The sequence below is a fragment of the Micropruina sp. genome (assembly GCF_027492755.1).
In the GTDB taxonomy this organism is placed as follows: domain Bacteria; phylum Actinomycetota; class Actinomycetes; order Propionibacteriales; family Propionibacteriaceae; genus Micropruina.
Window position 1 is genome coordinate 1 of sequence record NZ_JAPUED010000130.1, and the last position, 25,948, is coordinate 25,948.

26 protein-coding genes and 1 pseudogene are annotated in these 25,948 nt (G+C 68.5%); 16 read left to right on the forward strand and 11 right to left on the reverse strand.

The genetic code is table 11. The annotated features are described in order from the left end of the window. From Q0066_RS09335 to xerD, 3 genes are all read left to right on the forward strand, one after another. Positions 1–1,505 (forward strand): CTP synthase (locus Q0066_RS09335; protein WP_298132272.1); only part of this gene is annotated, 1,505 nt, incomplete at its 5' end. Next, on the forward strand, positions 1,505–2,188 hold the full coding sequence (locus Q0066_RS09340; RefSeq protein ID WP_298132274.1) for an NUDIX hydrolase: 684 nt from the start codon (positions 1,505–1,507) through the stop codon (positions 2,186–2,188). The genes Q0066_RS09335 and Q0066_RS09340, both read left to right, overlap by 1 nt. Before the next feature lie 4 nt (positions 2,189–2,192). After that, positions 2,193–3,134, forward strand: a complete 942-nt coding sequence (gene xerD / locus Q0066_RS09345) for a site-specific tyrosine recombinase XerD (protein WP_298132276.1) — start codon at positions 2,193–2,195, stop codon at positions 3,132–3,134. 5 nt (positions 3,135–3,139) lie between these two features. Here the strand turns inward: xerD and Q0066_RS09350 are convergent, their stop codons facing one another. The 10 genes from Q0066_RS09350 to Q0066_RS09395 all read right to left on the reverse strand — a co-directional run bounded on the left by Q0066_RS09350 (position 3,140) and on the right by Q0066_RS09395 (position 14,269). Then, positions 3,140–3,712, reverse strand: a complete 573-nt coding sequence (locus tag Q0066_RS09350; RefSeq protein ID WP_298132277.1) for a DUF305 domain-containing protein — start codon at positions 3,710–3,712, stop codon at positions 3,140–3,142. Positions 3,713–3,925: 213 nt separating this feature from the next. Continuing rightward, positions 3,926–4,099, reverse strand: a complete 174-nt coding sequence (locus Q0066_RS09355) for a hypothetical protein (RefSeq protein ID WP_298132279.1) — start codon at positions 4,097–4,099, stop codon at positions 3,926–3,928. Positions 4,100–4,269: 170 nt separating this feature from the next. After that, the gene (locus Q0066_RS09360; RefSeq protein ID WP_298132281.1) at positions 4,270–5,763 is read right to left on the reverse strand and encodes a glycoside hydrolase family 32 protein; all 1,494 of its coding nucleotides are present in this window, start codon (positions 5,761–5,763) and stop codon (positions 4,270–4,272) included. A gap of 35 nt (positions 5,764–5,798) precedes the next feature. Then, complete coding sequence (locus Q0066_RS09365) at positions 5,799–6,824, reverse strand: ATP-binding cassette domain-containing protein (RefSeq protein ID WP_298132283.1); 1,026 nt, start codon at positions 6,822–6,824, stop codon at positions 5,799–5,801. Beyond that, positions 6,821–7,765, reverse strand: a complete 945-nt coding sequence (locus Q0066_RS09370) for an ABC transporter ATP-binding protein (protein ID WP_298132285.1) — start codon at positions 7,763–7,765, stop codon at positions 6,821–6,823. The genes Q0066_RS09365 and Q0066_RS09370 overlap by 4 nt, the downstream gene beginning before the upstream one ends. Then, complete coding sequence (locus tag Q0066_RS09375; RefSeq protein ID WP_298132287.1) at positions 7,762–8,661, reverse strand: ABC transporter permease; 900 nt, start codon at positions 8,659–8,661, stop codon at positions 7,762–7,764. Before Q0066_RS09375 ends, Q0066_RS09370 begins: the two co-directional genes overlap by 4 nt. A 59-nt stretch (positions 8,662–8,720) precedes the next feature. After that, on the reverse strand, positions 8,721–9,698 hold the full coding sequence (locus tag Q0066_RS09380) for an ABC transporter permease (RefSeq protein ID WP_298132290.1): 978 nt from the start codon (positions 9,696–9,698) through the stop codon (positions 8,721–8,723). A gap of 98 nt (positions 9,699–9,796) precedes the next feature. Then, a complete protein-coding gene (locus tag Q0066_RS09385; RefSeq protein ID WP_298132292.1) occupies positions 9,797–11,509 on the reverse strand; it encodes an ABC transporter substrate-binding protein in 1,713 nt (570 codons plus the stop codon). 49 nt (positions 11,510–11,558) lie between these two features. After that, a complete protein-coding gene (locus Q0066_RS09390) occupies positions 11,559–12,602 on the reverse strand; it encodes a LacI family DNA-binding transcriptional regulator (RefSeq protein WP_298132294.1) in 1,044 nt (347 codons plus the stop codon). Positions 12,603–12,703: 101 nt separating this feature from the next. Then, positions 12,704–14,269: a glycoside hydrolase family 32 protein gene (locus tag Q0066_RS09395; RefSeq protein WP_298132296.1), complete on the reverse strand. Its 1,566-nt coding sequence runs from the start codon at positions 14,267–14,269 to the stop codon at positions 12,704–12,706. 391 nt (positions 14,270–14,660) lie between these two features. Here Q0066_RS09395 and Q0066_RS09400 point away from each other — a divergent pair. The 7 genes and pseudogenes from Q0066_RS09400 to Q0066_RS09430 all read left to right on the forward strand — a co-directional run. Continuing rightward, positions 14,661–15,503: pseudogene (locus Q0066_RS09400) on the forward strand (ParA family protein); the annotation flags it as partial. Further along, a complete protein-coding gene (locus Q0066_RS09405) occupies positions 15,488–15,781 on the forward strand; it encodes a hypothetical protein (RefSeq protein ID WP_298132298.1) in 294 nt (97 codons plus the stop codon). The pseudogene Q0066_RS09400 and the gene Q0066_RS09405, both read left to right, overlap by 16 nt. Then, the gene (locus tag Q0066_RS09410; protein WP_298132300.1) at positions 15,778–16,617 is read left to right on the forward strand and encodes a ScpA family protein; all 840 of its coding nucleotides are present in this window, start codon (positions 15,778–15,780) and stop codon (positions 16,615–16,617) included. Before Q0066_RS09405 ends, Q0066_RS09410 begins: the two co-directional genes overlap by 4 nt. Then, positions 16,610–17,347 carry an SMC-Scp complex subunit ScpB gene (gene scpB / locus Q0066_RS09415; protein WP_298132303.1) on the forward strand — a complete coding sequence of 246 codons (738 nt, stop codon included), beginning with the start codon at positions 16,610–16,612 and terminating at the stop codon, positions 17,345–17,347. The genes Q0066_RS09410 and scpB overlap by 8 nt, the downstream gene beginning before the upstream one ends. After that, positions 17,344–18,075 carry a pseudouridine synthase gene (locus Q0066_RS09420; protein ID WP_298132305.1) on the forward strand — a complete coding sequence of 244 codons (732 nt, stop codon included), beginning with the start codon at positions 17,344–17,346 and terminating at the stop codon, positions 18,073–18,075. Before scpB ends, Q0066_RS09420 begins: the two co-directional genes overlap by 4 nt. A 3-nt stretch (positions 18,076–18,078) precedes the next feature. Then, positions 18,079–19,518 carry a proteasome accessory factor PafA2 family protein gene (locus Q0066_RS09425; protein ID WP_298132307.1) on the forward strand — a complete coding sequence of 480 codons (1,440 nt, stop codon included), beginning with the start codon at positions 18,079–18,081 and terminating at the stop codon, positions 19,516–19,518. Beyond that, positions 19,461–20,468: an FKBP-type peptidyl-prolyl cis-trans isomerase gene (locus Q0066_RS09430; protein ID WP_298132309.1), complete on the forward strand. Its 1,008-nt coding sequence runs from the start codon at positions 19,461–19,463 to the stop codon at positions 20,466–20,468. Before Q0066_RS09425 ends, Q0066_RS09430 begins: the two co-directional genes overlap by 58 nt. A gap of 112 nt (positions 20,469–20,580) precedes the next feature. Here Q0066_RS09430 and gluQRS read toward each other — a convergent pair whose 3' ends face one another. Beyond that, positions 20,581–21,465, reverse strand: a complete 885-nt coding sequence (gluQRS, locus tag Q0066_RS09435; RefSeq protein ID WP_298132311.1) for a tRNA glutamyl-Q(34) synthetase GluQRS — start codon at positions 21,463–21,465, stop codon at positions 20,581–20,583. 236 nt (positions 21,466–21,701) lie between these two features. Between gluQRS and Q0066_RS09440 the strand changes: the two genes are divergently transcribed. From Q0066_RS09440 to Q0066_RS09465, 6 genes are all read left to right on the forward strand, one after another. Continuing rightward, a complete protein-coding gene (locus Q0066_RS09440) occupies positions 21,702–22,646 on the forward strand; it encodes a WYL domain-containing protein (RefSeq protein WP_298132313.1) in 945 nt (314 codons plus the stop codon). Further along, the gene (locus tag Q0066_RS09445; protein WP_298132315.1) at positions 22,643–23,626 is read left to right on the forward strand and encodes a WYL domain-containing protein; all 984 of its coding nucleotides are present in this window, start codon (positions 22,643–22,645) and stop codon (positions 23,624–23,626) included. Before Q0066_RS09440 ends, Q0066_RS09445 begins: the two co-directional genes overlap by 4 nt. Then, positions 23,623–23,802 carry a hypothetical protein gene (locus Q0066_RS09450; protein WP_298132316.1) on the forward strand — a complete coding sequence of 60 codons (180 nt, stop codon included), beginning with the start codon at positions 23,623–23,625 and terminating at the stop codon, positions 23,800–23,802. Before Q0066_RS09445 ends, Q0066_RS09450 begins: the two co-directional genes overlap by 4 nt. A gap of 36 nt (positions 23,803–23,838) precedes the next feature. Continuing rightward, positions 23,839–24,096: a twin-arginine translocase TatA/TatE family subunit gene (locus tag Q0066_RS09455; RefSeq protein ID WP_366521510.1), complete on the forward strand. Its 258-nt coding sequence runs from the start codon at positions 23,839–23,841 to the stop codon at positions 24,094–24,096. Between the two features lie 66 nt (positions 24,097–24,162). Continuing rightward, positions 24,163–24,933: a twin-arginine translocase subunit TatC gene (gene tatC / locus Q0066_RS09460; protein WP_298132318.1), complete on the forward strand. Its 771-nt coding sequence runs from the start codon at positions 24,163–24,165 to the stop codon at positions 24,931–24,933. After that, the gene (locus Q0066_RS09465) at positions 24,930–25,826 is read left to right on the forward strand and encodes a YegS/Rv2252/BmrU family lipid kinase (protein ID WP_298132320.1); all 897 of its coding nucleotides are present in this window, start codon (positions 24,930–24,932) and stop codon (positions 25,824–25,826) included. Before tatC ends, Q0066_RS09465 begins: the two co-directional genes overlap by 4 nt. Positions 25,827–25,948 lie beyond the last annotated feature (122 nt).

Sequence of the window (25,948 nt, forward strand, 5' to 3'; positions counted from 1 at the left end):
CGGGCACGATGAACCCTTTCCAGCACGGTGAGGTGTTCGTCACCGAGGACGGCGCGGAGACCGATCTCGACATCGGCCACTACGAGCGCTTCCTCGACGTCAACCTGAACGCCGATGCGAACGTGACCACCGGCAAGGTCTACTCCAACGTGATCGCCAAGGAGCGCCGCGGCGACTTCCTCGGCGACACCGTCCAGGTGATCCCGCACATCACCAACGAGATCAAGGACGAGATGCTGTCCATGGCGACTCGTGACGTGGACGTGGTGATCCACGAGATCGGCGGCACCGTGGGCGACATCGAGTCGCTGCCGTTCCTGGAGGCGGCCCGTCAGGTGCGCCGCGATGTCGGACGGGAGAACGTCTTCTTCCTGCACGTCTCGCTGGTGCCCTACCTGGGGCCGTCCGGTGAGTTGAAGACCAAGCCGACCCAGCATTCGGTGGCCGCCTTGCGTCAGGTCGGCATCCAGCCCGACGCGATCGTCTGCCGCTCGAACCGGGAGATCCCGGACGGCGTGAAGCGCAAGATCTCGCTGATGTGCGACGTCGACGAGGAGGCCGTGGTCTCCTGCGCGGACGCCCCGTCCATCTACGACATTCCGAAGGTGCTGCACAACGAGGGCCTGGACGCCTACGTCGTCCGGCGGCTCGGGGTCAGCTTCCGCGACGTCCGGTGGAAGAAGTGGGACGACCTGCTCGACCGCGTGCACCACCCCAAGGAGGAGGTCACGATCGGGCTGGTCGGCAAGTACATCGACCTGCCGGACGCCTACCTGAGCGTCTCCGAGGCGCTCCGCGCGGGTGGTTTCGCCAACCGCGCCAAGGTGAACGTGCGCTGGATCGCGTCCGACTCGTGCGAGACGCCGGCGGGTGCCGCCGAGCAGCTGGGTGACCTGGACGGCATCGTGGTGCCTGGCGGTTTCGGCATCCGCGGCGTCGAGGGCAAGCTGGGTGCGCTGAAGTACGCCCGCGAGAACCAGATCCCGACCCTCGGCCTGTGCCTGGGTTTGCAGTGCATGGTGATCGAGGTGGCCCGCGACCTGTGCGGGCTGGAGGACGCGGCGTCCACCGAGTTCGAGCCGGACACCCAGGCGCCGGTGGTGGCGACGATGGCCGAGCAGGTCGCGCACGTCTCGGGCGAGGGTCAACTGGGCGCCACCATGCGGCTCGGTGCCTACCCGGCCGACCTGGTCAAGGGCTCGCTGGTGGCACGGCTGTACGGCAGCACCCGGGTGTCCGAGCGACACCGGCACCGCTACGAGGTGAACAACGCCTATCGCGACGAGCTGGAGGCTGCGGGGCTGCGCATCGTCGGCACCTCGCCGGACTCGACGCTCGTCGAGTTCGTCGAGTTCGATCCGGAGCGGCACCCGTTCTTCGTCGCCACCCAGGCTCACCCCGAGTTGAAGTCGCGGCCGACCAAGCCGCATCCGCTGTTCGCAGGCCTGGTCGCCGCGGCACTGCGGCGGAAGCTGTCGGCTCGGCTTCCGGTCGAGGAGGCCTGATGTCGGCGCGGCTGCTCGGGCCGGGTGAGGCTGTCGACGTCCCCACCGAGTGGCCGATCCGGTCGCACGAGGTGCTCGGCGAGGGCGCCGTCTCCGACTATGTCGATGACGTGGTCGCCACCCCTGACGGCGCCGAGATGCACCGCCAGTACCTGCTGCATCCCGGCGCGGTCGCGGTGATCGCGCTCGACGAGGCGGACCGGGTGGTCGTGGTGCGGCAGTACCGGCACCCGGTCGGCTTCCAGCTGATCGAGCCGCCCGCCGGGCTGCTGGACGCGGACGGCGAATCCTGGCTGGCCGCCGCGCAGCGTGAACTCGCCGAAGAGGCGATGCTGGCCGCCGACGACTGGCGGCTGCTGATCGACATGTTCACCTCGCCCGGCTGCAACTCCGAATCGATTCGGTTCTTCCTGGCCCGCGGTTTGCGCGACGTGCCCCGTCCGGACGGCTTCGTGGTCGAGCACGAGGAACTCGACATGGAGATCTGCCTGGTGCCGTTGGCCGACCTGCTGGACGGCATCTACGCCGGACGGGTGCAGAGTCCGACGGTGGTGGCCGGAGCGCTCGCCCTGGAAGCGGCGCGGCTGGGTGGACGGCTGGATTCGCTGCGCCCCGCGGACAGCCCGTGGCCGGCGCGTGAGGCCCGGACCCGGCACCTCGAGGCGATCGCCGGACTGGCCTGAGCCGATGGCCGGGCAGGAGGCGCTGCCACGGGTGGTCGGCTCGTTCCTCGACCACCTGACCGTCGAGCGGGGTGCCTCTGCGCATACCGTCGCCGGCTACCGGCGCGATTTGGCCCGCTATGCGGATTTCCTGGCCGAACGCGGGGTGACCGAACTGTCGGCGGTGACCGAGGCCGACGTGACGGCCTTCTCCGCGGCACTGCACACCGGTGATGCCGAGCGTCCGGCGCTGGCGCCCAGCAGTGTGGCGCGGGCGTTGAGTGCGGTGAAGTCGCTGCACCGCTTCGCCGTCGAGGACGGTGCGACGCTCGACAACCCGGCGACCGGGGTGTCGCCGCCGAAGTCCGGACGCCGGTTGCCGAAGGCGCTCTCGCTCGACCAGGTGCAGGCGCTGCTGGCCGCCCCCGACCTGGATACGCCGATCGGTCTGCGGGACGCCGCGCTGCTGGAACTGCTGTACGGCACGGGTGCGCGGATCACCGAACTGGTCTCGCTCGACGTGGACGACGTCTCGCTGCTCACCCATGACCCGGACGCCGCACTGCGGCTGTTCGGCAAGGGCCGCAAGGAGCGCATCGTGCCGGTCGGCTCGTATGCCCGGGCCGCCCTGGACGCCTGGCTGGTGCGTGGGCGTCCCGCGATGCTGGAGGGCGCCCGGGGCAGCACCCCGGCGCTGTTCGTGAACACCCGGGGCGCGCGGCTCAGCCGGCAGTCGGCCTGGGCGATGCTGCGAGAGCAGGCGGAGCGGGCCGGAATCACCGCCGAAATCGGTCCGCACACGATGCGGCACTCGTTCGCCACCCACCTGCTGGACGGCGGCGCCGACGTCCGGGTGGTGCAGGAACTACTCGGGCACGCGTCCGTGGCGACGACACAGATCTACACCCTGGTCACCGTCGAGCATCTGCGCGAAGTGTTCCTGGCCGCGCATCCGCGTGCCCGCTGACCCACTCAGCCGTTCAGCAGCTTCTTCATCTGATCGATCTCGGCCTGCTGGCTGGTGATGATCGCCTCGGCGAGCTTCTTCACCTCGGGGTCGGAGCCCTTCGCCTGGACCTCCTTGGCCATCGCGACCGCGCCCTCGTGGTGCTGGATCATGCCGGTCAGGAACAGCTTCTCGGCCTCCTTGCCCTGGGCGGCTTTGAGGGCGTTCAACTCCTGCTCGCTCAACATGCCGTCCATGCCGGTGTGGCCGTGATGATCGCCGTGGTCGGAGGCGCCCCAGGCCTTCAGCCAGCCGCGCATCTGGTCGATCTCAGGCTGTTGGGCGTTCTTGATCTGGGTGGCGAGCGTGGTGACCTCGGCTGAGATGCCCTGCTTGGCCAGCATCGCGTCGCTCATCACCACGGCCTGCTCGTGGTGCGGGATCATCATCTGGGTGAACATCACATCGGCCGCGTTGGCGGCGCTCGATGCGCTCGCGGATGTCGACGGAGTAGGGCTGGGGGTGGCTGCGGGGGACTGGCAGCCGGCCAGGGCAAGGCCGGCGGCAAGGGGAAGTGCAATGCGGGCGAGCTTCTTCATAAGCAGGACTATACCCCCCATGGGTATGCATCGCAGGCGTTCGCGATAGTTCGTCAGGGGTCGTTTGCGTCGGGTTTGTGGTCGCAGTCCCATAGGTGGTCGTCGAGGGCTTGTCGGTGGCGGTCGCCCGGGCCGAGTGTGCGGGTGCCGTGTGGGGTGACGCGGTATCGGTGGCCGGCGGGTGATTTCCAGGGGACGGCTGATCGGGCGGAATCAACTGCCGAAGCGGGCCAGCGTCGACTCGTACTCGGCGTCGACACCGAGCTCGCGGAGCGGCACCGGGCAGTACTGAGCAGACTGCCGGGTGTCGTCCCCGCGGCGAGACCGGGACTCCTCGCCGGGCGAGGGCGACGGGTGCGACCCGAGTTCGTCCGCGTCCGGCGGCACCCGAACGCGGCTGGCTGGCTCCCGCCACCGGACTGGCGCTCAGGGCCGATGAGCTGCCGGCAGGACGGGTTCGCCATTCTCGACCGGCTGAGAGCCTGGCTCCCGCCGACCCGCTCCGTCGAGCAGGAACGCATCGATCGGGAGTGGGCAGCGGGCGGCTCGGTTGACGATCACAGCCGTTCTGGCGCCCAGGCATCGTTCATCGTCCAGGCCCGGACGGTCACGGTCGCTGAGCTGCCGATGCAACCCACGGCCAAAGGCGTCGTGGTGGTCTCCGGATGCACCCGAGCGCTCAGCGCGACACCGTTGACGAACATCTCGAACGCCGAATGGTCGACGATGATGCGGACGTCGACCCGGCCGTGTTCGCCGACCGGGACGGATCCGCCCCGCAGGCCGGTCTCGATCCCGGCCACGTTGGTGGTCGATGAGCGGTCCAGTTGCACGCTGAGGACACCGGGTCCGGTCCGCACGATACGGACACTGGCGGCACCGACATAGCCGGCGCCGAGCTCGCTCCCGGGCAGCCGCAGCTTCAAGCCCGCGCCCGGCTCCAGCACAGTGCAGACCTCCAGATCGAACTGATCACCGGTGACTCCCGGATACAGGTGAGGCATCCCGGGGTCGATCGGCTCCGTGCTGTCAGCGATCGACTCGCCGCGCAGCAGCGCCACCTCGGGAACCGGGTTGAGCCGCAGCCGGCCATCGTCGGCCTCGGTGACCAGCCGAGGCAGGCTCATCACCCCTGCCCAGCCGGCCCCAACCGTGCGCACGACACTGAGGGCGTCCTGCATCCAACCGAACATGACCCGCCGCCCGGATTCGTCGCGATAGCTCTGTGGTGCGTAGAAGTACCGTCCGCCCAAGTCGAGGGGGTGCAGCCCGCTCGGCGCGAACTGGTCGCCCCGATATCGGCCCGACCAGTAGAGCGCGTGTTTGGTCACTCCTTCGTGCCAGGCCGAGAAGACCAGATAGTCGTTTCCGGGGCGGGTGCCGTCCAGCGGCACGTCCTTCCCGCCGGCCAGCCGGAACAGCTCGGCACACTCCCACATCGTGCCGGTCCAGGTGGCGTCGTCCTGAGCACGGTTGTAGGCCGAACCGCTCAGCATCGGACCTCGGTAGGTCCAGGAGCGCAGATCGGCCGACTCGTAGAGGGCGGCAAAGCCACCGACCTCACTCACCCCGGCGCCGATCAGCATCCTCCAGCGGTCGCCCTCACGCCACACACAGTGGTCCCGGAAGCCCGACAGGCCCGATCGCGGCGGCTCCGAGATCACCGGGTTGGCAGGGTCCTTCGTCCAGGTCAGCAGGTCCGCTGAGCCGGTGGCGAGACATGGCAGTTCGACGCCCGCGGCCCGACCCGAATAGACCAGGGTGGGTATGCCACCGTCATCGACCAGCACACCCGACCAGCAGCCGTCCGCGTCGGGACCGTCCCCAGGACGCAACGCCACCGGCTGATCGGTCCAGTGGACCAGGTCGGAGCTGGTCGCATGTCCCCACTGGATCCGGTCGTGAAAGCCGCCACCCGGGTTGTACTGGTAGAAGAGGTGATGAGTGCCGTCACGCTGGCACAGGCCGTTGGGATCGTTGAGCCACCCTGTCGGCGCAGTGAAATGGAAACGCGGACGGGCCGGGTCGCCGGCAATTCGCTCGAGCAACACCTCGGGATCCTCCGCAGGTGGAAGCCGTGGACCGGTCATGACGCTGCCTTCTCAGGGGTCGCGGTGAGCGCATTGGCGCCGGCCATCGCCTCAGGCCGGTAGAGATGACAGCGCACGTAGTGCCGGGCGGACGCCTCACCCACCCGGTGTCGCACCAGGGTCGTGGACGAGCAGGGGTTGTCGGAATCCCCGCCGAACCGGCACTCCTGAGCAGCCAGCACCTGCTGCCGCAGTTGCGCCCGGCGGACCGGGTCGTAGCTGCCGCTCCGCTCGGGGTCGGGAACCGCCGACACCAGCAGCTCGGTGTACGGGTGCGCCGGATGAGCCAGGATCTCCATCGACTCGCCCTCCTCGACGATTTCACCGGCGAACATCACTGCGATCCGGTCCGCCAGATAGCGGGCGCTGGCCAGGTCGTGAGTGATGTAGATCATGGCGATGCCCTTGTCGTCGCGCAGCGACCGCATCAGGTTGAGTACGCCGATCCGGACCGAGACGTCGAGCATCGAGGTGGGCTCGTCGGCCAGTATCACCGACGGATCCACTGCCAGCGCCCGGGCGATCGCCACCCGCTGGCGTTGACCGCCGGAGAGTTCGTGCGGATAGCTGGCCAGCATGTTGGCGTCCAGGTCGACGGTCGCCATCAGCTCCTCCAGCCGGTCCTGCAGCGCAGCCCCGGTCACCGGCTGATGGTTCCGCAGCGCCCGTTCCAGAAAGTGCGAGATCCGGTGGACAGGGTTGAGTGACCCGAACGGATCCTGGAAGACCATCTGGACGCGGCCGCGATACTCCCGGCTGGCGTGCCGCTTCTCGGTCTTCAGGACGTCGACCCCGTCGAGCAGGATCTCCCCGGAGGTGGGTTGCTCCAGCCTGGTCACGCAGCGCGCGATCGTGCTCTTACCCGAGCCCGATTCGCCGACCAGGGCGAGGATCTCGGACGGGCGCAGGCTGAGGTTGACGCCACCGAGCGCCCGCAGCGTGCGACGGGCGAAGAATCCGCCCAGCGGGTACTCCTTGACCAGGGCGCGGGTCTCCAGAACCGGTGTGCTGGTGTCGGTCATTGGGGGTCTCCTTCGGCTCCGATGCCCTGCGGTGTCAGTCGTTCACGGTCCTCATCGCTGATCGGTGCCGCCCAGTGACTGGGCCCGACCGGTTCGAGATCGGCGATCCGGGTGAGCCGGACTCCCTCGCCGAGCCCGCGCAGCGGCATCCGCGGCCCGGTGATCGGCGGGAAGGCGCCCATCAGCGCCCGGGTGTAGGCGTGCGCCGGGTTGTGGTGCAGCGTGGGCGCCGGACCCTGTTCGACGATGCGTCCGGCGTACATCACCGCCATCTGGTGGGACAGTTCGACCATCAGCGACATGTCATGGGTGATGAAGAGCACGGAGAAGCCGAGCTCGGCCTGCAGCGCCTTGATCTCGGCCATGATCTCCTGCTGCACCACGACGTCCAGGGCGGTGGTCGGCTCGTCGAGGATCAGCATCCGCGGACGCAACGCCACCGCCATCGCGATGACCACCCGCTGCCGCATGCCGCCGGAGAGTTGATGCGGGAACGACTTGAGCCGGTTGCGGTCGATCTGCACCATCTCGAGCAGCTCGCCGCAGCGCTTGTCGGCCTCCGTCTTGCTGACGTCGAGATGCGCCGTGAAGATGTCGCGCATCTGCTCGCCGATGGTGATCACCGGGTTCAGCGAGTTCATCGCCGACTGGAACACCATCGCCACGTCGCGCCAGCGGAACTGCCGCAACTCCTCGCCGCTCAGCGACAACACGTCGCGGCCGTCGAAGCGGATGCTGCCACCGGCCACTTCGGCCGGATACTTGAGCAGCCGCAGGATGGTGTTGGCGATGGTCGATTTGCCGCAGCCGGATTCGCCGGCCAGGCCGAAGATCTCGCCCGGCGCGATGCCGAAGCTGACGTGGTCGACTGCCGTCGTGGTGCGGACGTCGCCGCGATACTGCACGGTCAGGTCGTCGATCTCGAGAAGTCGATCGCTCATGTGGCGTCCTCCGTTCGGGACAGCGGTGCCGTGGCGGACCGCTTCTTGACGGTGCGCAGCCGCGGGTTGGTGACCTCGTCGACCGCGTAGTTGAACAGGCTCAGTGCGAAGGCGACCAGCGCGATGCACAGACCGGACGGCAGGAAGACCCACCAGCTTCCGGTCAGCAGGGCGCCCTCGTTGCCGGCCCAGTACAGGTTGGTGCCCCAGGAGACGGTCGAGGTGTCGCCGAGGCCGAGGAACTCCAGGCCGGCCTGGGCGCCGATGGCGCCGATGATGCAACCCAGCAGGGTGCCCATCACCACGGACGCCATGTTGGGCAGGATCTCGCGCCACATGATCCAGCCGGCCCGGTCGCCGGTCACCTGCGAGGCTGCGACGAAGTCCTTGGAGCGGATCGACAGCGCCTGGCTGCGCAGCACCCGCGCCGAGCCGGCCCAGCCGGTGATGATCAGGACGAAGATGACGGTGCCGACGCCCGGCGGCATGAACGCCGCCAGGATGACCAGCAGCGGCAGCCCGGGGATGAGCAGGAAGATGTTGGTGACCACCGAGAGCGTCTCGTCGATGGCCCGGCCGAAGTACGCCGAGGTGAGGCCGACCAGGATGCCGATGATGGTCGACATGACCCCGGCGGCCAGGCCGACGAACAGCGACATCCGTGCTCCGTGGACGGTGAGGGCCAGCACATCCTGCCCCTTCGCCGTGGTGCCTAGCCAGTACTCGGCCGAGGGCTCCTGGGAGGCCATCGCGGTGATGCGGGATGGATTGCCCGGGAACAGCACCGGCGCCAGCAGCGCCAGCAGAATGAAGACGAGCAGGATGACAGCGCCGACCATCGCCTTCCGGTTGGTCATCAGGCCGTGCAGCAGGCCGGAGCGCGAACGTCGCGACATGCGGGCCGGTTTGACGGCCTCGGCAGTGGCGGTCGTGATTGGTGTAGACATGATGCCCCTCAGTGAGTACGGACGCGGGGGTCGAGGCGGACGTAGACGATGTCGACCAGCAGGTTGGCCAGCAGCACCGCGCCGGTAATGATCAGGAACAGGCCCTGCATCAGCGGGTAGTCCAGGCCCTGCACGGCGGTGAGCAGCTGATAGCCGACGCCGGGATAGGCGAACACCGTCTCGGTCAGCAGTGCGCCGCCGACCACGAAGCCGAGGCCCATGCCGAAGGAGGTCACCGAGGGCAGCATCGCGTTGCGGGCCGCGTAACGCAGCATGATCCGGCGCGACCTGAGGCCCTTGGCCTCGGCCATCGTGATGTAGTCCTCGGAGTTGGTGGCGATCATCGTGTTGCGCATGCCGAGCATCCAGCCGCCGATGCTGACCAGCACGATGGTCAGCGCGGGCAGGAACAGGTGGTAGGCCACGCTGCTGATGAACGCCCAGCTGAGGCCGGCGTCCAGTTCGGAATCGTAGGCGTGCCGCAGCGGGAACCAGCCGAGCACGATGCCGAACAGGTACAGCGCCCCCATGGCGAGCCAGAAGTAGGGGAACGAGCCGATGAAGATCAGGAACGGCGGCAGCGCCGAGTCGATCAGGCTGCCCCGGCGCCAGGCCGCCAGAATGCCGAGCAGATTGCCGATCAGCGCAGCGATGATCAGTGAGGTGGCACCGAGCAGCAGCGTCCAGCCGATCTGGGACGCGATGACTTCCGACACCGGGGTGGGGAAGCGCGAGATCGACACGCCCATGTTGCCGGTCAGGACATCGCCGATGTAGCTGACGTACTGCTGGATGAGGGGTCGGTCGTCCATGCCGAAGAGCTTCTGCAGCTGCAGTACCTGTTCGGCGGTCATCTTGTCCTGGCTGCGGGACAGCATCCGGGAGATCGGATCGCCCGGCATGAACCGGGGCAGCAGGAAGTTGAGGGTGATCGATACCCAGAATGCGATCAGGTAGAACCCGATCCTACGAAGAATGAAGCGCACGCGACTCTCCCGTCGAGGTCGTGGATTGGGCCCGCTGGGGACAGCCGTCCGCCCGGTGGACGCCAGTCAGCGGCGTCCACCGGGGTCGGGAACGGTTGTCAGCCCTTGCGGGGCTCCAGGCTGGTGAGAATCAGCACGGTCTGCACCGAGCGTGCGCTCAGGCTCGCGTACGGATTCTGCTCGTTCGGCCACCCGGTGAAGCGGAGGTCGTTGTAGGCACCCCACTCGGGTCCGGGGAAAAGCGGAATGACCGGGGCGTTCTCGTCGAAGAGCTGCTGCAGCTGGTTGATGGCATCTTTCTGCGCCGCCTCGTCGCTGGTGCCGCTGAATTTGTCCAGCAGCGCGTCGGCCCGCGGATCGCCGAACCGCTGATAGTTCTCAGTGGCCTTCTTGCCGACCGGCTTGACCGTCCGGGTGCTCATCATCGCCGCGAAGTACTTGTACGGCGCGGGATCGTTGGGTGACCACACGATGCCCGAATCGAAGTCACCCTGCTCATAGCCGGCCACCACCTGCGCCCAGTCGGGTGAATCCACCTTGACCGTGACGCCGATCGCGTCCATGTTCTGCGCGATCACGTTGGCCACCGACAGCCAGTCGGACGAGGTGGCGCCGACGGAGAACTTGAACTCGAACGGCTTGCCGTCCTTGAGCTTGCGCTTGCCGTCGGCGTCCTTGGTGTAACCGGCCTGGTCCAGCATCTGGTTGGCCTGCTCGACATTGAGTTTGGTCCACTCGCACTTGTCGCGCAGCGCGGTGTCCTTCCATTTCTCGTAGCTGCCCGACAGTCCGGTGCAGTCGGCGGGGCCGGTGTAGCCGTTCATGCCGATCTTGGTGACCTGGTCGCGGTCGACGGCCATGCTGAGCGCCTTGCGCACGACGGGATCGTTGAACGGCGCCTTGGTGGTGTTCAGCTGCCAGTTGATCATCGAACCTGTCGGCGGGAACCAGTAGTGCCGGTGCGCCGGATCCTTGCTCACGAAGGTCTTCTCGATATTGGGCATGAACTGATCCGTCCAGTCCACGTCGCCGTTGACCGCGGCCAGATTCGCACCGTCGTTGCCCGAGAACGCCAGCATCTTGATGCCCGCGATCTTCTGCTTGTCCGGTTGCCAATAGTTCGAGTTCTTGCCGAGTTCGAAAGCCTGCGCGGCGAAGCGGGTGATCTCGGTGTACGGCCCACTGCCGACCGGCTTCTCGTTGGTGGCCTTTGCCGGGTCCTTGATCTCGGACCAGATGTGCTTGGGAATGATGATGTGCTGGCCGATCTCGAACAACGCCGGCGAATACGGCTTGTTGAAGGAGAACGTCACCTTGCCGTCGGCCGCGCTCACCTTATCGACATACTCGTATCCGCCGAGCAGCTTCTTCTGCAGTTCGAAGGTGTATACGACGTCGTCGGCGGTCAACGGTTCGCCGTCGGACCATTTGACACCCGGGCGAATGGTGAACTCGACGCTCTTGCCGTCAGTGCCCACCTTCCATTCGGTGGCCAGCCAGGGCGTGGTCTGGCCACTGGTCGCGCTGAAGATCAGCAGCGGCTCGTAGATCGCCTGCTGGGTCATCGGGGCCGCATTGGGTGAGAACGGGTTGAAGTTGCGGGTGAAGGTGCCCATGTCCTCGCGCGGCAGGGTGAGCGGCGTGTCGGAGTAGTCCTTCCCGTCACCGCCTCCGGCGGCCGGCGAACTCGGCTGCGTCGCGGGCTGACTGCATCCGGCCAGGGCCAGGGCTCCGGTGACCAGGGCGGCCGCTGCCAGGCGCAGGGGCTTCCATCGTTGTGGACGTGACATGATGGTTCTCTTCCTCTTCATCTCGATGAAGTTGGAGGGATAGGGATTGCTGTTCGGAAGTTGATTGGCGTCAGACCGAGCAGCGTTCTAGCAACGGGCAGTCGACCATTTGCTGCATCGCGATGGTCGACTGTCCGGATGTGATTGCGTCGAGGGTCCGGACGCCGAGGGCGCCCATCTCTTCGAACGGAAGTGCGACGGTGGTGAGCCGGGGTCGTAGATAGCCCGAGATCACCTCCTGGTTGTCGAAACCGACCACGGCGATGTCGTGGGGGATTCGTAACCCGCGTTCTTTGATGGCGTCGTATGCACCCATGGCCATGCGGTCAGTGGCGCAGAAGATCGCCGTCGGCGGCGCGCTGCGGTCGAGCAGCAGGCGCGCCCCCTCATAGCCACTGTCGGCGGTGCCGTCACCGTCGACAGTGAGATCCTCGTGCGGCGTCAGGCCCGCGGCGAGGTGCGCCTCGCGCCAGCCCCGCAGTCGGCCCACCGCCGCCGGAATACGGGGATCGAGGTTGATGTATCCGATCCGCTCATGGCCGGCCCGGATGAGGCATTCGGTGGCATGCCGTCCGCCGCTGACCTCGTCCGGGACGATGCTGGGGAGTTCCCCTTTGGCGTCGAAGCAGTTCAGCAACACCGTGGGCAGTTCCCGCAGCAGATCGGGGACGTCGACCGCCCGGTGCCAGGTCGCCGCATACAGGACGCCGCCCACCCGCTGTTCCAGCAGCTTTTCCGCCGCCCGTTGCTCGAAGGCCCGGCGGGCCTTCGTCTCCTCGCCATCGGCGGAGGCGATCAGCAGGAACCGGTGCTGCCGCCACGCCTCGTTCTGTGCCCCCTGGACGAGGTGGCTGCCGAACGGGGACGTCACGATCTCGGTGATCAGGCCGTACCAGTCCGTGCTCTGGGCGGCCAGTGCACGGGCCAGGGCGTCCGGGCGGTAACCGAGTTCGCCGGCCGCTTCGCGCACCCGAATCTTGGTTGCCTCGGAGACATTGCCGGCGTGGTTGCCGTCGTTGAGGACGAACGACACCGTCGTCCGGCTCACCCCGGCGGCGCGCGCGACATCGCTCATGGTGACCCGGCTGCGGGTCGAGTGATGGGAACGAGCCATGGAACTCCACCTTGAGAATCCGTCAGTAACGCGCGTTACGAGAAGAGGGTAAGCAGGTCGCGGTGGCAACGTCAAGTGCCTTCGGCCGGGCTGATTCACAGTCAACGCATCCGGATCTCGCGAATCGTGAGCTCGCGGAAGGTCGCGCCGCCGTCGTAGGCGTAGAGCTGGATGCAGTCGTCACCGGGCAGCGGAAAGACCCGGTGCGAATGCACCTGCCGTCCGTCCCCGACGAACAACTCGACGCTGGTCCGATCGACCAGCACACGTAGCTTCACCCGCCGCGCCGAGGCGTCGAACGTCGTCTGGGACTCGCCCCCGGTCGGGTTCGCCGCCGGGCGGCGATTGACGTAGGCGTACGGCGCCGGCACGTAGACCCCGACGTCGACGTGGCGTCCTCCGCCGGGCGCGCGGCACACCTGGAACCCTGCGTTCGGCCGCACCCCCGACGCCCAAGTCAGCTCGCAGCTGAGTTCGTAGGACGATGACCTGATCGGCAGATTCTTCGAGCCCGACAGCGTGATGTCGCCCAATCGATGGGTTCGGACGACGTAGTCACGCAGTGCCGCCGTCGGCTCCGAGGCCAGGTAGTAGCCGTTCTTCGCGCGCCGCAGCCGAAGATCGCGGACGATCATGTCGTCGCCGTTGTAGCCGTCAGTGAACGAGGTGGGCGTGTTGTGCGGGTAGTCCCAGAAGTTCGCCCAGCCCAGGGCGCGGCGCAGCCGCCGATCCTCCCGTCCGGACCGGTCGTGATGCGGATAGGTCACCGCACCGTAGAAATCGAAGCCGTAGTCGAGCCACTGCGGCTCGTCGGTGTCCGGGGTGAAGCTGGTGCCGTCGAAATCGCCTACCCAGTAGGCGTAGGTGGCGGGAAGCCCGCGGCCCTTCCCGTTCGCGCTGGTCGCGAGCACCCAGTGCGAGGTGCCGTCCTGGGCGGTCATCTGGAAGAGGTCCGGGCACTCCAGGATGCCGATGTCGCTGCGTTCGAACTCGCCGACGTAGGTCCAGGACCTGAGGTTGGGCGAGGCATAGAAGCCGAGCCGGTGGCCCTCGGCGTTGATCAGCAGCCAACGCTTGCGCGGGGTGTCCCAGATCACCTTCGGGTCGCGGAAATCGGGGACGCCGGGGTTGGGCAGGGCGGGCGAGGTGCTGCCCGCCCTGAACGAGCGCCCGCCGTCGGTGGAATACCACAGGTACTGGGCCTGCTTGCCGTCGGGAGCCTGGGTGACCAGCGCGATGACGGCACCCTTGCCGTAGCCGGCGGTGCCGTTGGCGTCGACCACCAGGCTGCCCGACCAGCAGTCACCGTTGGCGTTGGTGTTCTTCGGGATGGCCACGCCGCGGTCGCGGAATCGGACGTGGTCGCGGGTGCTTGCCAGTCGCCAGGCGGTGCCTCCGCCGCCGGTGAGGTAGTCGGCGTTGTACAGGTAGTAGTACAGGTATTCGCCGTTGACGAAGATGGGCCGCTGGGGGTCGTTCTTCCAGTTGTCGGGAACGCTGAAGTGGTATTCGGGCCGGCGGCTGCTCGGCCCGCGCCGGGCGCCCGGGCCGCCGAGCGGAGCGCCCTGGGCGCGGTCCGCGCCGAGACCGAGCGCGGCCGCGCCGAGGGTGGCGCCGCTGGCGCCCAATAGGAGGGCGCGCCTGGATGCGCCGCTGGATTCTGCCACTTGTCGTGCCTTTCTCACCGAACTGCGTTGTTCTCTGGAATGTGCCGGCGATTCGGATCGAAGGCGCGCGGCAATGGTGCGGAAAAGGTCCCGTCCCGGATCCTCCCGGGCATGTCGAATCGATGGCCGACTCGGCAGGGGATGGGTTCGCCCCGGTTTGTGCTATTCGTAAGTAACGCGCGTTACAAGATGTCCTTCGACACGCTAATAGGTGGCGTCTCCCGATGTCAACGGTCCGCTCACTCAAAGTGTCGGGCGGCGTGCCGCGTCCGAGCCCGCGCCGGAGGCATTAGCCTCTTTGTCGACACTTGGAGGCTCCGTGACCGACACCAGCACAGAGAACCCGGCCCTGTTCGAGGCCGCGTCCGCCCCCGTCCCCGATCCGGGACCCACCTTGGGGCCGACCGGACGGCCGTGGCCCGATCTGCCCGAACCGACCCCGCCCGCGCCGGGGAACCGGCGCGCGCTGATCGTGGCGATGTGCAACCAGAAGGGCGGCGTCGGCAAGACCACCACGACGATCAATCTGGGTGCCGCGCTCGCCGAGACCGGACGGCGGGTGCTGCTGGTCGACTTCGATCCGCAGGGCTCGCTGTCGGTTGGCCTGGGCATCAACCCGCACACGCTGGAGACCAGCATCTACAACCTGCTGCTCACCCGCGACCACGACGTGCACGAGATCATCACCGACTCGGTCGTCGAGGGCCTGGACATCCTGCCCGCCAACATCGACCTGTCAGCCGCCGAGGTGCAGCTGGTCTCCGAAGTGGCCCGCGAGCAGACCCTGAAGCGGGTGCTCGCCCAGGTGCGTGGCGAGTACGACATCATCCTGATCGACTGCGCGCCCTCGCTCGGCCTGCTGACGGTCAACGCGCTGACCGCTTCCGACCGGGTGATCATGCCGCTGGAATGCGAGTTCTTCGCGCTGCGCGGCCTCGCCCTGCTGAACGACACCATCGGCAAGGTGCAGGACCGGCTCAACCCCGAGCTGGAGATCCTCGGCATTCTCGGCACCATGTACGACGCCCGCACCGTGCATTCCCGCGAGGTGCTCGAGCGGGTCGTCCAAGCCTTCGGTGACAAGGTCTTTCACACCGTCATCCGGCGGACCATCAAGTTCCCCGAGACCACCGTCGCCGGCGAGCCGATCACCACCTACGCCACCAACTCCCCGGGCGCCGAGGCCTACCGGATGCTGGCGCGGGAGGTGTTGCAGCGATGCCCCGGCGCGTAACGCTGCCCGGCGCCCAGGAGCTCTTCCGCGCCACCGAACCGGTCGTCCAACCCGGACGGCGCCCGTCCGGCCGGGTCAAGCACGACGAGAAGATCACCGTCTACGTCAGTGCCGAAGAACTGCTCGCCTTGGAACAAGCGAGGCTCACGTTGCGGGCCCGGCACGGCATCGCGGTCGACCGGGGCCGGATCGTCCGCGCCGCGGTGGCGCTGGCGGTCGCCGACCTCGAACTCAACGGCGACGACTCCGACCTGATCCGCCAGCTCGACCTGTCGTGACGCTCACCACCCCGGACGCCGTCCCCGGCTTCACCGTCCACCTGGGCAATTTCGAAGGTCCCTTCGACCTGCTGCTGCAGCTGATCTCGCGGCATCGGCTGGACATCACCGAAGTGGCGTTGTCGATCGTCACCGACGAGTTCATCGCCTACGTCAAACAGGGTCAGCAGCAACGCGGGCCGGGCAGCTGGGATCTCGAGCAGATCAGCCAGTTCATCGTGGTCGCCGCGACCCTGCTGGACCTGAAGGCGGCCCGGCTGCTGCCCCAGGGCGAGGTCGAGGACGCCGAAGACCTCGCGCTGCTCGAGGCCCGCGACCTGCTGTTCGCCCGGCTGCTGCAATACCGGGCGTTCAAAGAGGTCAGCCGCTGGATCGCGAGCACCCTGGCCACCGAAGGCCGGCGGTTCGCGCGTCCGGGCGGTCTGGAAGACCAGTTCAAAGCGCTGCTGCCGGAGTTGAAGTTCACCGCGACCGCCGACCAGTTGGCCTGGCTGGCGGCCCGGGCGTTCACCCCGCCCGAGGCCGAGCAGGTCTCGCTGAGCCACCTGCACCAGGCCAAGGTGAGCGTGCGCGAGCAGGCCGAGATCGTGGTGTCGGTGCTGCGCGAGCGCGGATCGCTGAGCTTTCGCGAGCTGACCGCCGACGCCGGCGAACGGCTGGTCGTGGTGGCCCGGTTCCTGGCACTGCTGGAGTTGTTCCGGGAACGCGCCGTTTCTTTCGAACAGCTCACGCCGCTGGGGGAGCTGCGAGTACGGTGGGTCGCCGGCGACGCGGACGCCGTCGAGATCTCCGCCGAATTCGACACCGAGGACACCCAGGAGGGCGCTGATGAGTGAGCCGTCCGACGTCGGGTTCCTCCCGGGCCTGGAAGACGCCGTTCCGGATGCCGCCGACCTGACCGGGCCGCTCGAGGCGCTGCTGCTGATGGCCACCGAGCCGATGCCGACCACGGAACTGGCGCAGGCCGTCCGGGCGCCGGTGGCTGTGGTCGAGGAGGCGTTGGGCTGGTTGGTCCGGTTCTACGACGAGACCGGACGCGGCTTCGAGCTGCGCAATGTGGGCGGTGGCTGGCGCTACTGGACGCGGGCCGAGCACGCCGACCTGATCGGCGCCTGGCTGGTCGAGGGCCAGCAGGCCCGGCTGTCGCAGGCCGCCCTGGAAACTCTGGCCGTGGTCGCCTACCTGCAGCCGATCTCGCGGGGACGGGTCTCCGCGGTGCGCGGCGTGAACGTGGACGGCGTGCTGCGCACCCTGGTCACCCGCGACCTGGTCCAGGAAGTCGATCGCGACTCCGAGACCGGGGCGATGCTGTTCGGCACCACCGGGCAGTTCCTGGAGCGGCTCGGACTGGCCAGCCTGGACGACCTGCCGCCGATCGCACCACTGCTGCCGGACGCCGCGCTGCTGGAGGCCGAGCTGCGGGCCGCATCGTCGGTCGAGCTTGTCGCGACCCAGGACGATGAGGTTTCGACAAGCTCAACCAGCGGTGGTTTGGACGAGGTTTCGACAGGCTCAACCAGCAGTGGTCCAACCAACGACGTAGACGATGAGGAGAGCACCCGATGACCGAGGGCATCCGGCTGCAGAAGGTGCTGGCCGCGGCGGGATTGGGTTCCCGCCGGCACTGCGAAGAGCTGATCGAGGACGGCTTGGTGCAGGTGAACGGCCGGACGATCGACGCCCAGGGCGTCCGGGTCGACCCGCTGACCGACGTGATCCGGGTGGACGGTGCCCGCATCCCGCCGCCGCGCCGGCACCTCTACCTCGTCTTCCACAAGCCGCGCGGGGTGGTGTCGACGATGGACGACCCGCAGGGCCGCACCACCATCACCGACTACCTCGGACGCCGCTCGAAGGAGGGCCTGTTCCACGTCGGCCGGCTGGACACACCGACCGAGGGTTTGCTGCTGATCACCAACGACGGCGATTTCGCCCAGCGGATGATGCATCCGTCCCATGAGATCAGCAAGACCTACGTGGCCGAGATCGAGGGCGTGATCGAGAACGTCACGCTGCGCAAGCTGAGTCGCGGGATCAAGCTCGACGACGGTCCGGTGCGCGCCGACGAGGTGAAACTGATCCAGCGCGGCGGCACCCGCAGCATCGTCCAGGTGGTACTGCACGAGGGCCGCAACCGGATCGTCCGGCGGATGTTCGACGCGGTCAACCATCCGGTCCGGCGGCTCACCCGCATCGCGGTGGGACCGGTCAAGCTGGGCCGGCTCAAGGTCGGCGAGCTGCGCGACCTGACCTCGGAGGAGCTGGGTGCGCTGATGGATCTGGCCGGGCTGTGACCCATGCCGCGGATCGTCGGGGTTGAGACCGAGTACGGGCTGTCCGCCCGCACCCCGGACGGCGGCCGCGGCGTCCGGCTGAGCGGGGGAGAGGCGGCCCAGCGGCTGTTCACACCGCTGGAGCGGGAGCACGCCAGTTCGAACGTCTTCCTGCCCAATGGGGGACGGCTGTACCTCGATGTCGGTTCGCATCCCGAGTACGCGACGGCCGAGTGCGCGAGTCTGGACGACCTGCTGGCGCACGAGCGGGCCGGTGACGAGTTGCTGGTGCGACTGGCGCAGCGCGCCGAGGCCGAGGGCGCGGCGTCCGGGCAGCCGGTGCGGTTCCGGCTGCTGAAGAACAACGTCGACGCGCACGGCAACTCCTACGGCTGCCACGAGAACTACTGCATCGGCCGGGGTCTCGATCTGCCGGGGCTGGCGGCGGCGCTGACCCCCTTCCTGGTCACCCGGCAGGTGCTGTGCGGTTCCGGCCACTGGCGCCCGGACGGCTTCGCGATCAGCCAGCGGGCCGAGGTGCTGCACGACGAACTGTCCTCGCTGACCACCCGGACCCGTCCGCTGATCAACACCCGCGACGAGCCGCTGGCCGACCCGTCCCGGTTCCGCCGGCTGCACGTGATCTCGGGCGACTCGAACCTGTCCGAGCCGTCCGCGGCGCTGAAGGTCGGGTCGCTGCTCGGCGTGCTGGACGCCCTCGAAGCAGCAGCCACCGGCGCGGGACCGGCCTTGCCCGACCTGGCATTGGCCGATGTGGCCGGCTCGCTACGGGCGGTGGCCCACGATCCCCGGGCGGTGCTGCGGTTGGCGTCCGGACGGACCATCGGCGCCCTCGACGTGCAGCGCGAATACCTGGCGGTGGCCGGTTCGTCGCCGGTCTCATCCCGGTGGGCACGGGTGCTCGATCTGCTGGAAGCCGGACGCGAGGACGAGCTGGACGGCGAGGTGGAGTGGGTCGCCAAGCGGTCATTGCTGCGCCGCTACGCCGACACCCGCGGCATCGGCTGGGACGACCGGCGGCTGGCCCAGGTCGACCTGGCTTTCCACGAGATCACCCGCGACGACGATGGCACCCCGCGGGGGCTGTTCCGGCTGCTCGAATCCCGGGGCGCTGCCGTCCGGATCACCGACCCGGAGGCCGTCGCGCGGGCGACCGAGCGGCCGCCGTCCGATACCCGGGCAGTGTTGCGAGGACGGTTGATCGCCGCTGCCCGCGCAATCGGCGTCCGATACAGCGTGGACTGGACCCAGTTCACCGCGCACGACCTGCCGGACGACGCCGGTGAGCAGGCCGACCGCGAGGTGAGGCTGCCCGATCCGCTGGCGGTTGCCGACCAGGCGGTCGATGATCTGCTGGCGGTGCTCGGGTCGACTACAGTCAGGGAGTGCCTTTCGCCTCCGCCAAGACCGCAGCCGTCGCCCTCTGCGCTGCCGCCCTGCTGACCGTCACCGCCTGCGGGCAGTCCGCGAACCCGTCCGCGTCGCCCTCGGAGGCGACGCCGTCGGCGTCCACCTCGGCTTCGCCGTCGCCGAGCGCGTCCCCCACGGCGACGATCAAGCCGTCCACCAACCTCAACGGCATCACGGTGACGCCGGAGAAGTTCGGTAGCAAGAAGCCGACCGTGACGGTGAAGGCGCCGTGGGCCATCGACAAGACCCAGACCAAGGTGCTCACCCAGGGCAAGGGGCCTGTCGTGAACCCTTCCTACGTGTGGCTGCACTACCTCGGCGTCAACGCACGCACCGGCAAGGTGTTCGATACCAACTTCGGCAAGGACGCGACCATGATGCCGCTGGACCAAATGGTGCCCGGCTTCAAGAAGGGCGTGGAAGGGCACAAGGTCGGCTCGCGTCTCCTGATCGCGATGCCTGGCCCCGACGGCTACGACTCCTCCGGAGGCAACGCCCAGATCGACGTCAAGGTCGGCGACACCCTGATCTTCGTGGTGGACGTCGTCGACACCGTGCTCACCGGACCGACCGGGAAGCCCATCACGCCGCCGTCAGGACTGCCGACCGTCACTGAGAAGGACGGCAAGCCGGTCATCACCATCCCGAAGGCGGATCCGCCGGCCAAGATGGTCGCGCAGCCGCTGACCACGGGCACTGGCCGCACGGTGGGCGCCAAGGACGTCATCGCCGTGCACTACCTCGGCGTCTCGTGGAAGACCGGCAAGGTCATCGAGGACAAGATGTCCGGCATCGACGGCGGTCTGCTCTCCAGCACCATCCCGGGCTGGCAGAAGGGCCTGGTCGGCAAGAAGGTCGGCCAGCGGGTACTGCTGGTGCTGCCGCCCGCGGACGGCTACCCCAAGGGCAGCAACAACCCGCCCGTCGAGGCCGGCGACACCGTGGTCTACGTCGTCGACATCCTCTACGCCGGCAAGGGCTGATCGCCGACGTCGTCCCGGGCTTGGGGTCTCGAGTGACCCGTTCACCGGTGGTCGAGCTTGTCGAGACCCCTACTGACCTGGTTTCGACAAGCTCAACCAGCGGTGGGCCGGACTATGTCACTACCCAGGGAGTTCGGGGCAGTGTGTCCGGATCAAACCGGGTCAAGAGTTGCTCCGGGGTGACCGGTTCGCCCGCGCCGGCCAACTCCAACGAGTGCGCCAGCCGGGTGAGCACCTGCGCGGTAGTCACACCGGCCGAAGCCAGGTCGGTCAGGGTGACGGCGCCGTCGCGCTTGGCGAGCCGCCGTCCGTCGGTATTGACGGCCAGCGGCACGTGCGCGTACTCGGGCACCATTCCGCCGAGTTGCCGGGTCAGCCAGGCCTGCCGGGGCGAACTCGACAGAAGATCATCGCCGCGCACCACCTGATCGACGCCCTGCGCCACGTCGTCGACCACCACCGCCAAGTTGTAGGCGGGCACCCCGTCGTTGCGGACCACCACGAAATCGTCGACGACGCCGGTGACCTCGCCCGCCCACCGATCGGTGACCGTCTGTGTCGCGCCGTCCGCGCGCACCCGGATGGCCGGCGGACGCGTCCGGCGGCGTTGAGCGCGTTCGCCTTCGCTCAGGTTGCGGCAGGTGCCGGGGTAGGGGCGATAGCCGTCGGCGTGCGGTGCGGACGCGGCCTCGGCGATCTCGCGGCGGGTGCAGAAGCACTCGTAGCTGTCGAGTCGGTCGACCGCCCGCGCGTAGCTCGCCAAGCGCTCGGATTGCCAGACCGGTTCACCGTCGAAGTCCAGCCCGATCGCGGTCAGGTCGGCGATCTGCCGCGCCGCCACTTCGGGCGCGGCGGTGACCCGCTGGGTGTCGAGATCCTCGATGCGCAACAGGAAGTCTCGGCCCGATCCGCGGGCGAACAGCCAGGCGAGCAGCGCCGTCCGCAGATTCCCCAGATGCAGGTCTGAGGTGGGAGAGGGTGCGAACCGGCCGGCCATGCCGCGATTCTCCCGCATTCACCCGGTTGGCCTGGGGATCGCACCGACTGGGTAAACGAGAACCGCGGTCCAGTTCGACAAACGGCGGCGTGCCGCGCGCTCCGTGGCTGACTGGCCCGCGGATTTCGGCATCATCCGCGGACACCCCGCGACACCGAAGGCGGGTGCGGAGATCGTGGCGCCCGCTTGGTAGCCTCACCCGGCAGGCACATCCTCGAGGCAGGGCGGGAGGTCCGATGGCGCCACGCAAGTCCGAGCGCATCATGAACCTCGCCATCTGCCTGCTGATGGCCCGGCGCTTCCTGGACAAGAACCACATCCGCGAGGTCGTCGAAGGCTACGCCGGCCTGTCGGACGCCGCGTTCGAGCGCACCTTCGAACGCGACAAGGACGATCTGCGGGCGATGGGCGTCCCGGTCGAGACCGGCAGCAACTCCTCGCTCTTCCCCGACGACATCGGCTACCGGATCCGCCGCCAGGACTTCGAGCTGCCGCCGATCGACTTCACCGCCGCCGAAGCCACCGCCCTCGGCCTGGCCAGCCAGGTGTGGGGCACTGCCACCTTGGCCGAGCAGACGGTCAGCGCGCTGGCCAAGCTGCGCGCCGCCGGCATCGACCCGGACGCCTCCCGGCTGCCCGGCGTCAGCCCCAGCATCGGTGCCAAGGAGCCGGCGTTCGAACCGCTCTGGCAAGCCACGATGACCCGGACGGTGGTCGGCTTCGGCTATCGCGGCGTCCGGCGCGAAGTGGAGCCGTGGGTGCTCACCTACCGGCGCGGCTCCTGGTATCTCGCCGGCTTCGACCGCACCCGGGGAGCCGCGCGGCTGTTCAAGCTGGCCCGCCTCGAGGACGCTCCGCGCACCATCGGCAAGCCCGGTGCCTACGAGCTGCCCGAGAACATGGACCTGACCGAACTGACCCGGCCGCTCGAGCCCGCCCCGGCCGCCGCCGAAGCCGTCGTCGCCATCCGTGGCGACAAGGCGCCCGACCTGCGGCGTCGGGGCCTCCCGGTTGACGACGCCGCACCGCTCCCGCCCGGATTCGCGGCGTGGCGCGTCCCGTACACCAGCGATCGCGAGTTCGTCACCGAGGTGTGCGGGTACGGCCCGGCCGTGCTGGTGCTGGAACCCGCCGCGCTGCGACGCCAGGTGATCGGCCGGCTGGCGGCGGTGGCACGATGAGTACGTCGCTGGATCAGGTGTCCCGGCTGCTCGCGCTGGTGCCCTACCTGCAGGCCCACCCGGACGCCGACCTGGCCGCCACCGCGCAGGCCTTCGGCGTCACCCCCCGTCGGCTGCTGGCCGACCTGGAGGTGTTGTGGTTCGTCGGCCTCCCCGGCGGAATGCCGGGCGACCTGATCGACATCGACATGGACGCCGTCCAGGAGCAGGGCCGGATCAGCCTCAGCAACGCCGACTACCTGTCGCGTCCGATGCGGTTCACCATCGAAGAGGTGACCAGCCTGATCGTGGCGCTGCGCGCCGTCCGGGAGGTCACCGGTGGTGCCGCCGGCGAGGCGGTCGACTCGGCGCTGGCCAAACTGTCCAAGGTGGCCGGCGCGCAGGAGAGCAAGCGGGTCGGTTTCGCGGTCGCCACTTCGGAGAGCGCGGTGCGGGAACGGCTGGCGGCCGCGATCGCCGCCCGCCGAGCGGTGCGGCTCAGCTACGACGGGTTCACCCGCGCCGAAACCACCACGCCGGTGGTCGAGCCGCACCGGCTGAGCGTGCGTGACGGTTACGTCTACCTGGAGGGCTGGAGCCGCGACCGGGACGCCTGGCGCACCTTCCGGCTGGACCGGATCGCGTCGGTCGATCCCGCCGAGGGCGGCGTCGCCGATCGGGGCGAACCGCCGCCCTTCGACGGAGGCTGGCTCGAGGTGCGGCCCGAGGCGGCGCTGGTCACACTGACCGTCACCGATCGGGCGCACTGGATCAGCGAGTACTACCCGGTCCGCTCGGTGGAGCGGTTCCGCCGCGGCTGGCGGGTGCAGCTGCTGGTCGCCGATCCGGCCTGGCTGCGCTCCCTGCTGCTGCGGCTCGGTCCCGAGGTGCGTGCCGTCGATCCGCCCGAGGCGGCCGAGTCGGCCCGTGCCGCCGCCTCCGAAGCTCTGGAGCTGTATGCGGAACTCCTCGGGTCGGGATCGGTTAGTCTCGCTCCATGATGTGGGTGTGGATCTTCGTCGGCATCGCGGTGGCCGGGCTGATCACCGTGGGTTCCTACGCGGTCTGGCTGGCCCACAAGGTGTCCGATCTGTTCAGCGAACTGCAGATGCTCGGCAAGCGGGCCGAAGAACTCGCCGATCTGGTCTCGCAGGTCCAGATCCCCAGCACTGAGTAGACTCGCGGAGTTACTCGCAACGAAGGAGCACAGCGCATGTTCGGCCTGCCTGGCGGTATGGAATGGGTCATCCTGGCGATCATCGCCCTGCTCGTGTTCGGCGGCAGCCGGCTCGCGAACGCGGGTAAGAACGCCGGCAAAGCGATCCGTGAGTTCAAGGAAGAGACGTCCTCGCTGAAGAAGACCGACACCCCGCCCGCGGTTCCGCCGTCCAGGCCGGTCGCCGAGCCGGAGGGCATCGTGCACGAGGGCGAGATCGTCCCCGATGAGAAGGACAAGGGCCAGCGGGCCTGATCGATCGTGGCCCGACGGTTCAGCCTCGGGTGGCTCAAACCGCCCCCCAAATCACCGGACGGGGTGATGTCGCTCGGCGACCACCTGCGTGAGTTGCGCTACCGCGTCATCTTCTCGCTGGTCTGGATCGTGCTCGGCATGATCGTCATCGCCGTCTTCTACAACCAGGTGTACGGCTTTCTCACCCAGCCCTGGCTGCAGGCTCGCGACATGCTCAGCGAAACCAATCCCGAACTCAGCACGCAGATGGTGCTGTCCGGCGTCACCACGCCGCTGATCCTGGCGATGAAGATCTGTGGTGTCGGCGGACTCATCCTGGCGTCGCCGATCTGGCTGTACCAGATCTGGGCCTACATCGTTCCGGCGCTGCTGGCCAAAGAGAAGCGCTGGGCGCTCACCTTCCTCGCCGCCGCGCTGCCGCTGTTCCTCGCCGGTGTTGCGGTCGGGTACCTGGTGCTGCCCCAGGGCATCTCGGTGATGATGTCGTTCACGCCCGAGTCGGTGCCGATCACCAACCTGATCGAGATCGACAAATTCCTCGAACTGATGCTGCAGCTGATGGTGGTCTTCGGGCTCGGCTTCCTGATGCCGGTCGTCGTGGTGGGCGCCAACATGGTCGGCGTGGTGAAGGCATCGCAGCTGGCGAAGGCCCGCACCTATGTGATCTTCGGCACCTTCGTCTTCGGCGCCGCTGCCACGCCGTCGACGGACCCGTTCTCAATGTGTGCGTTGGCGATCCCGATGTCGCTGCTGTTCATCGTGGCCGAACTGATCTGCCGGGCCAATGACAAGCGGAAGGCCCGCCGCGAGGCTGCCGCGGAACTCGCCACGTCGTGAGCGACGGCGCGCGGCGCGTCCACCTCGTCGTCAACCCGACCGCCGGACGCGGACGTGCCCGCCGTCTGCTGCCCAAGGTCGCCGAAGCCCTGGGTGCCGCGCTGCCGTCCGATGCGTTGCGGATCGTGGAGGCCGCGGACGCCGAGCACGCCGAGGCAGCTTGTCGCGCGGCGGCCGCCGAAGCGGATGTGCTGCTGGTGATGGGCGGCGACGGCATGGCACACCTCGGCCTGAACGCGTGCGCCGGAACGCCGGTGCCGCTGGGCGTGCTGCCCGCGGGCACCGGCAACGACCTGTGCCGAGGGCTCGGGCTGCCGCTGGGCGTCCGGGACGCCGTCGTCGCGGTGACGCAGGGACGCCGGCGCAGGGTCGACCTGGCTCAGGTGACCAAACCGGACGGCACCACCCGCTGGGTGGGCTGCGTCGTCTCCAGCGGGTTCGATTCCCGGGTGGCGTTGCGGGCCGCTGCATTGCGGGTGCCGCTCGGTCCGTTGGCCTACGCGGTCTGCGCGCTGGCCGAACTGCGCACCTTCCGTCCGCTGCGCTACCGGCTGAGGGTTGACGGCGTCCCGCGCGAACTGGATTCGATGGCGATCTTCGTGGCCAACGCCGAGTTCTTCGGCGGCGGCATGCGGGCCGCGCCCGGCGCGGACGTCCACGACGGACTGCTCGACGTCACCGTCATCCACCCCGTCGGACGGGCGACGCTGCTGCGGCTGCTGCCGTCGCTGTACTCGGGCGGATTCGTCCGGCACCCCGCCATCGAGCGGTTCCGGGCGTCCGAGGTGGTGGTGGACGGCGACGGCCTGATCGGCAGCGGCGACGGCGAGGCGCTGGGCGACGTGCCGCTGCGGGTGGCGTCCGTGTCGAACGCGCTGCACGTCCTCGGCTGAGTGGTACGCGGGGACGGTTCTTTTCGTTCCACAACTGGTACGGAGGGACGGTTCTTTTCGTTCCAAGAGTGACCAAGAGAACCGTCCCCGGTGACCGGGAGAACCGTCCCCTCGCACCGGAC